The 14,375-nt window shown below is 64.2% G+C and carries 12 protein-coding genes; 1 reads left to right on the top strand and 11 read right to left on the bottom strand.

All coding sequences use genetic code 11. From position 1 onward, the window contains the following. Nucleotides 1-11: 11 nt before the first annotated feature. From O3298_RS04520 to O3298_RS04475, 10 genes are all read right to left on the bottom strand, one after another. Nucleotides 12-1,427 (bottom strand): efflux transporter outer membrane subunit, encoded by a 1,416-nt coding sequence (locus tag O3298_RS04520; protein WP_305058606.1) that lies wholly within the window; start codon nt 1,425-1,427, stop codon nt 12-14. Then, complete coding sequence (locus tag O3298_RS04515) at nt 1,424-2,152, bottom strand: CerR family C-terminal domain-containing protein (RefSeq protein WP_305058605.1); 729 nt, start codon at nt 2,150-2,152, stop codon at nt 1,424-1,426. Before O3298_RS04515 ends, O3298_RS04520 begins: the two co-directional genes overlap by 4 nt. A gap of 264 nt (nt 2,153-2,416) precedes the next feature. After that, nucleotides 2,417-3,778: a hybrid sensor histidine kinase/response regulator gene (locus tag O3298_RS04510; RefSeq protein WP_099666722.1), complete on the bottom strand. Its 1,362-nt coding sequence runs from the start codon at nt 3,776-3,778 to the stop codon at nt 2,417-2,419. A 142-nt stretch (nt 3,779-3,920) separates the two neighbouring features. Next, on the bottom strand, nt 3,921-4,655 hold the full coding sequence (locus O3298_RS04505) for a 2OG-Fe dioxygenase family protein (protein ID WP_305058604.1): 735 nt from the start codon (nt 4,653-4,655) through the stop codon (nt 3,921-3,923). Between the two features lie 103 nt (nt 4,656-4,758). Continuing rightward, nucleotides 4,759-6,795, bottom strand: a complete 2,037-nt coding sequence (locus tag O3298_RS04500) for a TonB-dependent receptor (RefSeq protein ID WP_305058603.1) — start codon at nt 6,793-6,795, stop codon at nt 4,759-4,761. 33 nt (nt 6,796-6,828) lie between these two features. Next, the gene (locus tag O3298_RS04495) at nt 6,829-7,317 is read right to left on the bottom strand and encodes a DUF6702 family protein (protein WP_289911321.1); all 489 of its coding nucleotides are present in this window, start codon (nt 7,315-7,317) and stop codon (nt 6,829-6,831) included. Then, nucleotides 7,314-9,689, bottom strand: a complete 2,376-nt coding sequence (locus tag O3298_RS04490; RefSeq protein WP_305058602.1) for a M1 family metallopeptidase — start codon at nt 9,687-9,689, stop codon at nt 7,314-7,316. Before O3298_RS04490 ends, O3298_RS04495 begins: the two co-directional genes overlap by 4 nt. Nucleotides 9,690-9,854: 165 nt before the next feature. After that, nucleotides 9,855-10,316: a MarR family winged helix-turn-helix transcriptional regulator gene (locus O3298_RS04485; RefSeq protein WP_289903768.1), complete on the bottom strand. Its 462-nt coding sequence runs from the start codon at nt 10,314-10,316 to the stop codon at nt 9,855-9,857. Nucleotides 10,317-10,395: 79 nt separating this feature from the next. Then, on the bottom strand, nt 10,396-11,214 hold the full coding sequence (locus O3298_RS04480) for a sugar phosphate isomerase/epimerase (RefSeq protein WP_305058601.1): 819 nt from the start codon (nt 11,212-11,214) through the stop codon (nt 10,396-10,398). After that, entirely contained in the window at nt 11,214-12,053 is an 840-nt protein-coding gene (locus tag O3298_RS04475; protein WP_289903771.1) for a phytanoyl-CoA dioxygenase family protein, read from the bottom strand. Before O3298_RS04475 ends, O3298_RS04480 begins: the two co-directional genes overlap by 1 nt. Before the next feature lie 109 nt (nt 12,054-12,162). Here O3298_RS04475 and O3298_RS04470 point away from each other — a divergent pair, with 109 nt between their 5' ends. Then, nucleotides 12,163-13,122, top strand: a complete 960-nt coding sequence (locus O3298_RS04470) for a LysR family transcriptional regulator (protein ID WP_289916964.1) — start codon at nt 12,163-12,165, stop codon at nt 13,120-13,122. Here the strand turns inward: O3298_RS04470 and O3298_RS04465 are convergent. Continuing rightward, entirely contained in the window at nt 13,115-14,185 is a 1,071-nt protein-coding gene (locus O3298_RS04465; protein ID WP_289916963.1) for a hypothetical protein, read from the bottom strand. The two genes, O3298_RS04470 and O3298_RS04465, sit on opposite strands and share 8 nt — an antisense overlap. Nucleotides 14,186-14,375: the final 190 nt, after the last annotated feature.

Genomic DNA, 14,375 nt, shown 5'->3' with positions numbered 1-14,375 from the left:
TGTCGTATCCGTCAGGGTGCGTTGTTGGCGATGGCGCTGCTGCTGTTCCAGCCGCCGCCGGCGGCGCGGTACAGCGCTACCCAGGCGGCGCTGCGTTCGCGCTCCAGGTTGACCACGGTGTTTTCGGCGGCCAGGCGCGTGCGGCGCGCGTCTTCCAGTTCGATCAGGCTGGCCAGGCCATTCTTGTAGCGGTCCTCGGTGGCGACAAACGACACGCGATAGCCTTCCAGCGCCGTTTTCGCGTGGCCGCTGCGCGCGTCCGTGCTGGCCAGGTTGACCAGCGCTTCTTCCACTTCGCGCACGGCCTGGCGCACGCCGGCACGGTACTTCACCACGGCTTCGTCGTAGCGCGCCGTTGCCGCATCGACCTGGGCGCGGCGGGTGCCGCCGTCGAAAATGGGCAGGCTGACGGCCAGCGGGCCGATGCTCCAGGTGCTGGCCGTGATGCTGGTGCCTCCGGCGCGGATATTGCCCTTGCCGATGGAGCCGGCCAGGCTCAGGCGCGGGTAGCGCTGCGCCTGCGCGCCGCGCACTTCAAAGCTGGCGGCCGCCACTTCGCGTTCGGCGCTGTAGATATCGGGACGCTGGTCCAGGGTTTGCGCCGGCAGTTGCGCAATCGCCACGGGCGAGGGCAGGACGGCCGGGCTGGCCGCCAGCTTCTCGCGCAGCGACGCTTCCGGCATGGCCGACAGGGCCACCAGCGCCTTGACATTCACGTCGCACGCGGCGCGTTGTTCGATGGCGCGGCTGGCGCCTTCGGCGGCGCTGGCGCGGGCCAGGGCGGCGTTGGCGGGCGGCTGGAAGCCGGCGCCGGCGCTCAGCTCCGTCAGGCGTGCCGAGTCGCGGCGCGAGACGGCATCCTGTTCGGACACTGCCTGCAGTTGCTGGCAGGTGCGCAAGGCGTAATACTGGTTTGCCACTTCGGCGGCGACCGAGACGCGGGCTTCATGCCAGCCTGCGCGCGCGCTGTCGTAGCGCTCCTGCGCCGCATCGCGCGTAGCGCGGTTGGCACCGAAGACGTCGATTTCCCATGACGCCTGCAGCGCGGCCTGCGAGGTGGTACCGCCGGGCTGGGCCGATTGCTGGCTGGTGCGCACCACGCTGCCCGTCGCATCGAGCGCGGGCGCCAGCGCGGCGCCGCTGGCGACTCTGTCCGCGCGCGCCTGCACGATGCGCGTGCGGGCGGCGGCGATGGTCGGGCTGACCTGCTGCGCGTCGGTGATCAATTCCACCAGCAGGCTGTCACCCTGGCCCTGCCACCAGCTGGCCAGGTCCGTCAGCTTGCCGTTATGCGGCAGCGGCGCCTGCCACTGCGCGGGCGCGCTGGTGGCCACCGCTGCGGGCGGCCCCTGCAGGGCACAACCGCCCAGCGCCAGCACGATGCTGGCGGCCAGGACACGTTGAACGGTGCATCGAATAGTCGTCATGCTGGTCCTTCTGCTTGTCGTTGAGCGGTAGGGGTAGAGGGAGGAGTGGCCAGACGCTGGCGCTCCACGTCGGCCATGGCCAGTGCGTAGTCGGTCATGCGCCCCAGCCAGGTGTCGATGGCCTGCGGCGATTCCAGCAGCTGCGGGCGCAAGGTTTGCAGCACCTCGGCACCCACCATGTGCTGCAGGGCGAGCGAAGCGATGGAAAAGGCCAGGCGGTGCATGTCGTCGCTGTCGTCGGGTGCACCCAGGTGGCGCGCCAGCACGCGCGTGAGCGCCTCGTGTTCGGGGCGGATATTCTGGTCGATTTCGCGGGCCCACAAGCCCGTCGGTTCGAGCATCTCGCGGCACCACAGGCGCATGCAGTCGCGCGCGATCTCGCCCTGCTGCATGGGGGCGAGCAGCTGCGCATAAAAGCCTTCCAGGCTTTGGCGCAAGGTGAAATGCGGTTGTTCGTACAGGGCGATATTGTCTTGCGGGTTTGCCGACTGCTGGGCGAAGGCGGCGCGGTACAGGCCCGCCTTGTCGCCAAAATAGTAGCTGATGGCTGCGGCGTTCGTGCCGGCCGCCTGCGCCAGTTCGCGCGTGGACGTCTTGGCGTAGCCCTGCTCGGCAAACAGGCGGATGGCGCTATGCAGCAGGCGCTCGCGCGACTGTTCGCCGTCGGAACGGGGCTTGCGCCCTTCGTCGGCGTGGGAAGTGGGGATGGCGTTTTTTTCAATCATGCCGGAGATTTAATCACATATCTCAAACGATTGATATAACTAAATCGTTCGATTTAGTTAAGGAAAGGTGAAGATGAGGGAAAATGCAGGCAAAAAAAAGCCCGCGGTTGTATTCGCGGGCGTAATCCAATGTTCGGAGAACGAATTGGAGGAGACAGTTCTACTATAGCGCTGAAAATGGTGCGGTGCAATACCGTAGAACTACTGTATCGGTCTGTCCTGGATGGCAAGAAATCAAAATTTCATGCTGCGGCGCACAGAAACTCAGGCCTTGCTGCGCAGGGCCAGCGTAAACGTGCTGCCGGAGCCGTAGTCGCTGTTGAAAAACAGGGCGCCGCCGATGGCGTTGGCCAGGTTCTGGCACAGGTACAGGCCCAGTCCCGCGCCTTCCACGTGGCGCGTGGAGGTGGAATCGAGCTGCGAGAAGGCCTGGAACAGCTTGGCCTGGTCTTCTTCCTTGATGCCGGCGCCGCTGTCGGCAATGCTCATTTCCGTCACCAGCACGCCGTCCTCGTCGCGCTGGGCAAGGCTGATGCGCACCGTGCCCTGTTCCGTGAACTTGATGGCGTTGTTGAGCAAGTTGATGAGGATTTGCGTCAATGCGCGGCGGTCCGTGTCGATGATGGCGGGCGGCTGGCCTTCTTCTCCCAGCGCCATTTCCAGGGCCAGGCCCTTTTGCTGGGCCAGGGGGCGCAGGGTGTCGGCCACGTCGGCCATCAGTTCCTGGCAGTGCACGGGTTCGATCGACAGGGTCAGCTTGCCGGCCTCGATCTTGGCCACGTCGAGGATGTCGTTGATCAGCGAGAGCAGATGGCGCGCGCTGGCGCGGATGGTGTTCAGCTGCTTGTCCTGGTCGGACGTCAGGGGGCCTGGCAGTTTCATGAGCAGCGCGCCCGTGAAGCCGATGATGGCGTTGAGCGGCGTGCGCAGTTCGTGCGACATGTTCGCGATGAAGGCCGACTTCATGCGGCTCGCCTCGGCCAGTTCCAGGTTTTTCAGGGCGATTTCGCGGTTGATGGTTTCCAGTTCGGCCGCATGGTGCGCCAGGCGCATGTTCAGCTCGATCACCTGGCGTTCGCGCGCCTGCAGTTCGCCGTTGACCTGTACCGCCTGTTCATACGTGGAGATCAGCAGGTCGAGGATTTGCTGGCGCTCCGCATTGATGAAGTGCTTCTGGTCGCCCAGGTACAGGGCGATGCCGATTTCCACATTCTGGTTCTTGCGCAGCTTCTGGTTCATCAGCATGTGACTGATGCGGTTGAGCAGGTAGTCTTCCGCGTAGGGCTTGCGGATGAAATTGTCCGCGCCGCACTCGATGCCGCGGATGATGTCCTTCGGATCGTTGAGCGAGGTGACGAGGATCACGGGGATGTCGCGCAAGGTCGGATCGGACTTGATGGCGCGGCACAGGTCGTAGCCGTTCATTTCAGGCATGACGATGTCGGACAGCACCAGGTGCGGCTTGCGCTCGCGGATGGCGGCCAGGGCCAGCTGGCCATTGGCCGCCACGCGCGCGTTATAGTGCAGGGACTGGATCAGGCGGCGCAAGCGCTCCGCCTGGGTCGGGCTATCCTCGACGATCAGGATCTCGATTTCGTCAGGCTTGATTTGGTTGTTGGAGTCCACAGACCTCTCCTAGAATTTCAGTGTGGTGATGCTGGGCGCGGTGAGCGCGCAATATCGACATCGTATGACTATATCGGATTTAGGTCTGCAAAAGTAACTTCCAAGTAACTATTTTGGCCACAGGGAATGCTGTGGCTGCTTGTCAGTTTTCGCCCTGGAACTGACCTGCGCGATAGGTCAGCACGAGCGTATCGCGGTGGCCATGTTCGCCGATCGGCTGGATCGGCGTCGATTCGTGGATGACAGACGCATCGTCGAGCAGCAGCAGCGACCACGGCTCGGTCAGGGTAAAGCGCTTGCCGTTGGGGCCATTGGCCTCGAAGATGCGCGTCTCGCCGCCCTTGACCTGTTCGCGCCCGATCAGCAGCACGGCGACGAAATCGACGCCGTCGCGGTGCGCACCTTCCGGCGTGGGGCGGCCGATGCCATCGGTCGTATCGATGCGGAACTGGTGCGCTTCGATGAACCACGGTTGGCTGCCCTTGACCTGCGAGCAGGCGTCGCCCAGCGCGCGGATCAGCTGCTGCCAGGCCGCTTGCGCAACGATAGCCGCTTCGACCGGTTCGAACAGGCGGTGCATGCCGCCGTGCAGGGCGTTGTATTCCACCGGTTGCCAGTGCGGACGGTGCGCCGTCTGCGTCAGGCGCTCGCCATCCTGCACGAAGCACGAGTGGCGCCGGCGGCGATAGCGGCCGCCATCCTTCAGGTAATTGTCCAGTGGGAGGGTATTCCAGCTCCCTTCCAGCGCGCGCAGCGCGGCCAGCGGGCAGCCGGCCAGCGCGGCCACGTCCTGCGGGCGCAGGACGGCATAGCCGTCATCGCGCAAGGCTTCCTTGACGTGGGAAGGGTCGGTAAAGATCGGTGCGGAAGTGCTCATGGCGGTGCGGGCCGGAACGCGGCCTGTCTCAGTTTATCCAGCCTGGCATTCTACGACTTCGCGGCGTTTCCTGTGCAGTGAGACAGGAATTATTCTTGTTGAGTTAAAAATTCTTTACCAGGGTCAGGCGCAGCGAGCGCGATTCCACCGGATGGAAGTGGATATCGTCGACGGGTTGTGCTTCGCCGGGCAGGCGCGAGGCATAGTAATAGTCGATGGCCGAGTCGCGCCGGTTGGCCAGGTTGTAGCCTTCGACTTCCACGCGCAAGGTCTTGTCGATTTGGTAGGCGATACGCCCGTTCAAGCCCACGCTGGCCGCGGAGCGCACGCTGTTGTCTTCAATCAGCGGGCGCGGGCCGAAGTAGCGCAGGCGCAAGGAACCCGACCACGGCCCCGGCGGCGTCACCGTCATGGCCAGCTGGGCCACGCCTTCGATGGCGCCGGGGATGAAGTCGCCCACCGGGTCGCTGCCGCGCGAGCGCGCCCGCGCATACGCCAGGTCCAGGTCTAGCGACAGCCAGCTGGCCGCCTTGTAGTAGCTGGAAAACTCCACGCCGTAGCGGCGGCTGGGGCGGCCCGCCTCGGTGGCGCCCGCGTCGCCGATGAACAGCAGCTCGGAATCGAAGTCCAGGCGGTACAGCGACAGCGAGGTTTGCAGGCCGGCGATGGCGGCGCTGCGCAAGCCCAGTTCCAGCCCGCGCGAGCGCACCAAAGGCGTGACCTTGTCGGCCGCCTCGCCCGTCTTCGGGTCGACCATGATCGTCGTGCCGCGCGCGTCGTTGCTGTGAAAGCCATTGCCGATGTTGAGATACGCTTCCGTATCGCGCCACGGTCCCGCGATCACGCTCAGGCTGGGACTGAACAAATGGTCGCTGGCCGTGCCCGAATTGGCGGCGCGGTCGCTGCGCACGTCGAAGCGGTAGGCGTCCGCGCGCAGGCCGGCCACGGTGCGCAGCCAGCGCGACCAGCGCGTGCTGTTTTCGCCATACACGCCGATGCTCGACTCGACGATGTGGTCTTGCCGCGTGGTTGACAGGATCTGCCGCTGCCGCGTGTTGTACAAGCCATTGTGGATATTGTCGTTCTGGAGCTGCAGGCCGATGGTGGTGTCGCTGCTGCCCCTGTCCGTGTGGCGGTGCCAGGTGTGGCTGGCATCCAGGCCGGCCGTCACGCGCCGGTCGGGCTGGGCGAACTGGTCGCCGTTGTCGGGATCGTCCATCGCATACGTAAAATTCGAGAACAGGGCCAGGCGGTTGGCGATCACATACGCGCTGACCCTGGACGACACGTCGTCCGTCGTCTGGCGCCAGGCGCCCGACAGGCTGTAGCGCTGCGCCTTGCCGCCATCGCTGGCATCGATGGCGTCGAAGCGGCCCAACGTGCCGTCCTGCACGGCGCGCAGCGGAATCTGGTCGGTGGCGTTCCAGCTGGCGTCGTACGCCATGGCCGTGACGTTGAAGCCGTTGTTGGCATAGCCTTCGCTGTAGCGCAGCACGCCATTGAGCTTGCGGTAGCGGTCCGGCTGTGTGAACGGGCCATCGTTATGCTGCGCTTCGAGCGCGTACAGCAGGCTGCCGTCGCCCGCATCGGGCGAATCGGCCAGCAGGGCGCGGCGAAAGCCGTTTTGTCCGAGTCCCACGCTGGCGACGCCCTGCGTCAGGCGGTTCGCATACACGACGGACGCCGCCCCCGCCGAGGAAAAGTCGCCTTGCGTCGCCGAATATGGCCCCTTTTTGTAATCGAGGCGCATGGCCAGTTCGGGTATCAGGAAGTTCAGGTCCGTCCAGCCCTGTCCGTGGCCATGGCTGCGCTGGTTGACGGGCATCTCGTCGACGGTGGTGCGCAAGTCCGTGCCGTGATCGAGGTTGAAGCCGCGCAGGTAGAACTGGTTGGCCTTGCCCTCGCCGCTATGCTGGCTGACGATCAGCCCCGGCACGGCTTCGAGCAGTTCGCCGGGCCGGTAGCTGGTGCGCGCATCGAGCTGCTTTTGCGTGACGCTGCCCGCGTTGGCCGAATCGGCCACGCCCAGCTGGTTCAGGCGCGAACCGTCGACCAGCACGCGCTGGAAGATGTCGTCGGCGTGGACGGCGGCAGGTAAAAACAGGGCGGCGAGGAGGAGGGGCAGAGAGCGTGGCGTCATGGGTGTATGGGTGTGGCGGCAGTTTGCCGGTGTTTAGCGGATCGGCAGTTCCGTGTTCTGGCGGTCGAAAATCAGCGTCTGGATGGCGCCGCTGTCCTGCACGTTGAGGGTGTTGCGCTGGCTGGGCAGGAAGTCGATCAGCAGCTGGTTGTGGATGCGCGTGGCGGGCGCCAGGCGCGTGCGTTCGAGTTCCTGGAAGATCACCACGTTGTCGGCATTGACCTTCATGCCGACCCAGTTCAGGCGCAGGCGCTTGCCGTCCGGCGCCACGAGGTAAAACTGTTTTTCGACATAGCGGCGCAGTGCCGCTTCGCTGTCTTCCTGACCCAGGTCGAACTGGCGCTGGTACAGATTGGTCAGCAGCGCCTCGACGTCGTGGCCCGTGTAGGTGTGCACCACTTCGGTGCTGCCGCTGGCCGCGTTATAGCTGATATCGGCGATGCCCATGTGGAAATTATGGGCGCTCGCCGCCATGCTGGCGCAGGCCAGCGTGGCGCAAGCGAGCAGACGCCAGCGCTTCACGCCTCGTCGCCCCTGGCCGAGCCGCCGTTCTTGTCTTTCAGCGGCGTATGAAAATCGCGCATCAGGTTATCCTTGGGCGACTTCTCGCTCTTGAACAGTTCCAGGCGCGATGGCGTGATTTTCCGCGGCCAAGCGTTGTTGCTCGTGTCGATATCGGCCGTTTCCCAGTACGGGTCCTGCACCAGGCCCACCATCGGTTCATCCGTGATGACGACCTTGGTGATTTTCTTCGGCGAGTAGCGCCACACTTCGGCTGGCACGCGCTCGACGTACTTCTTGCCGCTTTTTAGTTCGATTTCGAGGATCAGCGGCATGACCATGCCGCCCACGTTCGACAGGTCGACCAGGTACAGGTGCTTGCCCTGTTTCAACAAGTCCTTTTCCCACGGTTCCAGGGCGGCCAGCGCTTCGGCGTAGGCGTTGCGGTCCTTGTTGGTCACCGTGAAATCGTCGTGTTGGTTGTAGAAATCCTTCAGCTCCGGATGTGCCTCGACCCGGCGCGGCATACCCTTGTTGGCGCGGCTCGTGACGGATTCCGGCTGGGCGTCCTTTTGCGCCTTCTTCCACGCTTTTTCCGTTGCCGGATCTTTTGAGCTCACGCCATATTCGCTGATGCCGTCGATGCTGATGTCGACCGGGTCGGTCGTATAGAACCAGCCGCGCCAGAACCAGTCCAGGTCCGTGCCGGAGGCGTCTTCCATGGTGCGGAAAAAGTCGGCGGGCGTGGGGCGCTTGAACTTCCAGCGCTGCGCATATTCCTTGAACGCGTAGTCGAACAGTTCGCGCCCGAGGATGGTTTCGCGCAGGATGTTCAGTCCCGCCGCCGGCTTGGCGTAGGCGTTGTTACCGAACTGCAGCAGGGACTCGGAATTGGTCATGATGGGCACCTGGTCGCGGCTACGCATGTAGTCGACGATCTCGCGCGGTTCGCCGCGCGAGGCCGGGTAGTTTTCTTCCCACGCCTGCTGCGCCAGGTATTGCACGAAGGTGTTGAGGCCTTCGTCCATCCACGTCCACTGGCGTTCGTCCGAGTTGATGATCATCGGGTAGTAGTTGTGGCCCACTTCGTGGATGATCACGCCGATCAGGCCATATTTGGTGCGCTTCGAGTAGGTTAGTTCGCCCGTCTTCTTGTCCTTCACCGGCCGGGGGCCGTTAAACGAGATCATCGGATACTCCATGCCGCCCACGGGGCCGTTGACGGAGATGGCCGTCGGATACGGATAGTCGATGCTGTACTTGTTGTACTGTTCAATCGTGTGCACGATGGCTTGCGTGCTGTATTTTTCCCACAAGGGATTGCCCTCTTTCGGATAGTAGGACATGGCCATCACATCGCTGCCACCCTTCTTGTAGCCCTGCGCATCCCAGATGAACTTGCGGCTCGAGGCCCAGGCGAAGTCGCGCACGTTGGCCGCCTTGAAGTGCCACGTCTTTTGCGCGCGGCTCACTGTTTTTTCGGCCGCCTCGGCTTCCTTCTGCGTGACGATGACGACGGGCTTGTCGCTGCCTCGGGCCTTTTCCAGGCGCTCGCGCTGCGCGGAAGACAGCACCTCCTGCGGGTTTTGCAGCTCCCCCGTGGAGGCGACGATATGGTCGGCAGGAACGGTCAGCTGCACGTCGTAGTCGCCGAATTCCAGCGTGAATTCGCCGGAGCCGAGGAACTGCTTGTGCTGCCAGCCGGCCGCATCGTAATAGGCCGCCATGCGGGGGAACCACTGCGCCACTTCGAACAGGACGTTCTTGTCGTCGAAGACTTCATAGCCGGCGCGCCCGCCCAGCACCTTCTGTTCGTTGATGCGGTAATCCCAGTCGATCTGGAAGACGAAATCCTGGCCCGGCTTCAGGGGCTGCGGCAAGTCGATGCGCATCATGGTGCGGTTGATAACGTACTTCAGGGGCTGGCCATCCGCGCCTGTCAAGCGGCGGATATTGAAGCCGCCCTGGAAGTCGCCGCGGGCGAGGATGCCGCGCAAGCCTTCGAACTTCATGGTCTCTTCGCCCGTCGTCTTGGCCCACGCCTGGCGCGAGGGCGCCGTGGTCATGCGGCGCGCGTCGGAATCGGGCTTGTAGATATTCTGGTCCAGCTGCACCCACAGGTAACCGAGGGTGTCGGGCGACTGGTTATGATAGGTGATGGTGCCACTGCCGGCGATCTCGCGTTTGGCTTCGTCCAGCGTCGCGCGGATCGTGTAGTCGGCGCGCTGCTGCCAGTAGGCGTGGCCCGGCGCGCCGGAGGCGGTGCGGTAGGTATTTGGGGTGGGCAGCACCTCTTCGAGCTGGCGGAACTTGTCGTCGAATGGTTCGGCAGCGAAGGCCGACACGGTAAAACACAGAGCCAACGAGGCTACGGAGCCGAAAGGTATGCGCATATTCACCCTGATGTTGTTGTAAGGAAATAGTGGCAACTATTCTATACGCAGGGCGGGGCCATCCATGTATCGATTTGTAATAAAGAAAGGCGGATTTCACGCCAGCTTTTGCCTGGCGCCGTCAGGGGAGAACTTTGCCTGATTTTGCTTGAAAAAGCGGCGCTTTTACTCACTTTTCATCAGGCTGTCGCGTAACTGGTTCAGCTGTTGTTTCATGTCCACAACCTGTTCCACACTGCAGTGGCTGGCCGTCAGGATGGCTTCGGGCAGCAGGGCCGCCTCGTGGCGCAGCTGGTCACCCTGTTCCGTGAGGGAAATGATGACTTGCCGCTCGTCACTGGCGGCGCGCGTGCGCGTCAACAGGCCCGATTGCTCCATGCGCTTGAGCAGGGGCGTCAGGGTGGCCGAGTCGAGGAATAGGCGCTCGCCTACTTCCGACACCGTCAGGCCGTCGCGTTCCCACAACACCATCATCACCAGGTATTGCGAATAGGTGAGACCGAGCTTGCGCAGGAGCTTGCGGTACAGCTTGTTCATGGCAAGCGAAGTCGAGTACAGCGCAAAGCACAGCTGGCTGTCCAGGCGCGGCACCTGGTGCAAGGGATTGGGGGCGGTGGTGGTATCCATGGGCACAGTATATATAGCGCACTACCTAATTGCAATGCGCGGCGCCGGACCTGGCGATCCGGCGCCGGGACGCAGACGCTTAGCCGGCGTAGCGCGTGCGCAGCAGATCGAGCATGGCGACGTTCTGTTCCCACGCGTCGCTCACGGGCTGCTGCGTCCAGGGCAGCGTTTGCGTGTACGGCGCGGGGCCGAATTCCGGCGTGAACGTCATGCGCTCGGCGCCGGCCGCGCGGCGCAGGGCGACGATGGCATCCCACCAGGCCAGGTGGGCGTCGAGTGCCGGTTTCGCTTCCGGTGCGCGGAAGTCGGCGACCTGCGGCCCTTGCGCGTGGCCCACGCGCGCATGCACGTGGCGCACCAGCGGCAGCACCTGCGCCAGGGTCTGCGGCTGGTCTTCCAGCAGCGATTCGCAGGCGCAGCACCAGTGCGACAGGTCGGCCGTCAATGGCAGCTCGGGATACTGCGCCAGGTAGGGCAGCAGCAGCATCGGATGGCCGCTGAAGCGGCTGCGGTGGATTTCGTGCACGATGGGCACGCCGTGCTTTTCCGAGATGGCGGCGGCCAGGTCGAGCAGCTGCGCATTCTGCGCCGGCGTATAGAAATCCTTGCCCGTGTGCGTGTTGACCAGCACGGGGCGCGCCAAACAGGCGTTTTCCAGCAGTTCGGCCAGGGCGGCGCGGTGCAGCTCGAAGTCGCTGTGGAAGACGGTTTCCCACTGCGCGGCGATCAGCTGCAGTCCCGCCTTGGCGATGCGGTCCGTCCATTCCTCGCGCAGGGCGGCGTCCAGCGGCAGCGACATTTCGATGCCGTCGAAGCCGGCCGCCAGCACTTTGTCGATGAAGACGTCGGGCGGCAGCTCGTTATTGCCCCAGTGGGCGGCAAAGACGTCGATGCGCATCAGACGAAGCCCCGCACGGGGAACGTTGCGTCGCGCTGGATCCAGTTGTGGGCCGCGTATTCCGTCTGGCCGTCCGTGGCGTGCAGGGTGTAGGCGTGGCGCGAGACGGGCGAGCGGTTCGGCGCGCTGTAGTGGGGCAGCAAGCCATGGAAGCAGACGAGGGCGCCGGCCTTGACTTCGAGCGGGACGGCCGTGCTGTCGTCGGGCCATGGCGTGGCGTCGAGTTTTTCCACGCGCACGGCGTCGCCGTTACGGATGAAGCGTTCGCGCAGCGGGCCGCGGTGGCCGCCCGGTTCCGCCCACAGGCAGCCGTTTTCCAGGGTGGCGTCTTCCAGCGCAAACCAGAACGTGGTCACGCTGATCGGCGTGGTCTCGAAATACGTGGCGTCCTGGTGCCAGCGCACTTCGCCGCCGATGCCGGGCTGTTTGAAGATGTACATCGATTGCCACACCTGCGCATCTGCCAGGCCCAGGTCGCGCGCCACTGCGGCCAGTTTCGGGTCGGCCGAAAAGCTGCGGAAGACGGGGTCCAGGTCATGCATGGCGTGGCCGATCTTGTTGATCGACAGCGATTTGGCCTGCTTCAGCTGGCCGTCCGCGCCGAACGCTTCTTCCTCGAAGAAGCAGCGGATGGTATTGTCGGAAGCGAGAAAATAATCGTTGGTGTTCTTCGCCTGGTCGCGCGTGGTGAAGATCGACTGGCTGACGCTGGGATCGAATTCGTTGACAATCTGTTCGGCGCGCGCGCGCAGGGTGGCGATTTCGTCCGCCCCCTTGAAGCCGGGCAGGATAATGTAGCCGTCGCGTTGGTATTGTTCTTGTTGTTCGATCGTTAGCATGGCGGCGGCTCCGGAGGTCAATGGAAAGCGCCATTGTAGGATGGGCGAGGGCGGCAAACAATCGCCCTGCGGTTGACAGATTGTTGCCAAAGCGAAGACAATCTTTGACATGGATCAACTAAAAGCGATGGAAATCTTTGTCGAAGTGGCGCGCCAGCGCAGCTTTACGGTGGCCGGGCAGCGCCTGGGACTGACGCGCGCCATGGTCAGCAAGACCATCATGCAGCTGGAAGAGCGCCTGCATGCGCGCCTGCTGCACCGCTCCACGCGCGAAGTGAGCCTGACGGACGCGGGCCGCGCTTACCTGGCGCCGTGCATGGCCACCGTCAGCCAGGCGCAGGAAGCGGCGCGCATGGTGGCGCATGTGGCGCAGGCGGGAGCCGGGGCGGAGCTGGCCGGGCCGCTGCGCATCCAGGCGCCATCGAGTTTCGGCAGCGCGTGGCTGGCCGACGCCGTCGCCCGTTTCAGTTTGCTGCACCCGCAGGTGCAGGCCGAATTGTTTGTCGACGATGCGCTGCTCGACCCGATACGCCACGGCTTCGATTTGACCATCCGCGTGGGCGGCATCCCGGACAGCAGCGCGCTGGCCATGCGTCCGCTGGCGCCGTGCCGCGCCGTGCTGTGCGCCAGTCCCGCCTACCTGGCGCAATGGGACGTGCCGCAGACGCCGCAAGACCTATTGCAGCACCAGTGCCTGCATTTCAGCCACCTGACGGATGGCACGAACTGGCATTTCCAGCGCGGGGAGGGAGACCGGCAAGAGGCGGTGAGCGTGCGCGTGCAGGCGGGTTTTACGGCGAACAATGGCCTGGTGCTGCACCAGGCGGCGCAGCGGGGACTCGGCATCGTCTACAGCACCACGTTCCTCGCCTGGCGCAACCTGCTCGATGGCAGCCTGCTGCCCGTGCTGTCCGGCTGGGAGCTGCCCCTGAATCACTTGAGCGCCCTGTATCCGGCCAGCCGCCAGCCGTCGCCCAAGGTGCGCGCGCTGATCGATTTCCTGGTGGCCGAATACCAGCCGGTGCCGCCGTGGGACCGCGAACTGGCGGCGGCAGGATTTTTTAGCTGAATGCGACCGGTTCCACCGTCCACGCGCCATCCGCGTACACGCGCTCGTCGTCCAGATAAACGGCTTGCGTGACGGCGAAGATATCGACGTGGTAGCGCGCATCCTTGCGCTTGAACTGCGGTTTCGTATACACGCCATGCTTGGCGCCCAGCGACAGGTGGATGCCGCACATGCGTTCATACGTGCCGATGTCGTTGACCAGCTGCTCGCGCGAAAAGGCGCGGTTCATGCCGAAGCCCAGTTCGCGCACCCATACTTCGCCTTCGTGCGCGCGGATGATCTCCAGCATGGCGGTAAATTCCGGCGTGGCGTGTTCCGTGCCCGTCACGCGCCCCTTTTCGATGATCAGGGTGATCGGGGTGTCGGGGCGGTTGACCATAAAGTGCGTGTCGCCGAAAACAAAGATGCGCACGCGGCCATTGACCGCTTCCAGGTCCTGCGCTTCCGTAAACACTTCGCCCAGGGGGAACTGGCCGCCGATATTGTTCATGCCGCTGTAGTCGCCGATATTGAGCTTGGCCGATTCGAACGGGGACGCGAAGACCAGCTGCTCGCCGCCGCTCTCGACTATGCCGTGGCGGGCGCCGTCGATGCGCGCCTTGAGCGCATGGCCCACGCCGCGGTAATAGGCGGGGTCGTAGGCCAGCGAGGCGATGTAGTGCAAGCCCTGCACGCCGGGCATGCGCGACAAGTGCACGTGTTCGATCACTTTCAGGCCCCGCTTGAACAGCTCGATGCGGATGCGGAACGCTTCCAGGCGGAAGCTGGTCGACTGGATCAGCACGACGAGGCTGCCCGCCGGCAGTTCGGCAAACGCGGCCAGCACGGCGTCGGGCGTGACGTCGTCGAAATCGATGAAGGCGGCGTCCGGCAAGGCCTGGCGATACGCTTCCGTCAGCACGACATTGAGCCAGCTGCGCTTGTCGCAGACGATCAGGGCCGGTTCGTCGGGGCGGTGGCAGATGGCCATGGCCAGCAGGTCGGCCACGTTTTGCGCGGCCACTTCGGTGGCGGCGGCGCTGATGGCGTCGAGCCGGCTGGTGTCATTCTCGGGAAGCGTCATGGTGCGGAGGTGGGGGACGTGAAGTAATCGCAGCATTATAAGGTGATTGCCACTGGCCACACCATTCCCCATCCGGCGGAGGGCAGGCGGCTGCCGCGCCCCTGATTACTTGTGTAGTGCTTTCCAGCAATGTATTATTTGATAAATGGTATTGCAGGGCATGGCAGCGAGCCTGGGAGTGGCCCGGCGC

Origin of the sequence: Janthinobacterium sp. SUN137 (assembly GCF_030587265.1) — a bacterium.
GTDB classification, from domain to species: domain Bacteria; phylum Pseudomonadota; class Gammaproteobacteria; order Burkholderiales; family Burkholderiaceae_D; genus Janthinobacterium; species Janthinobacterium kumbetense.
The sequence above is the reverse complement of the archived record's forward strand: the minus strand, read 5'-3'. Positions and strand labels throughout refer to the sequence as shown.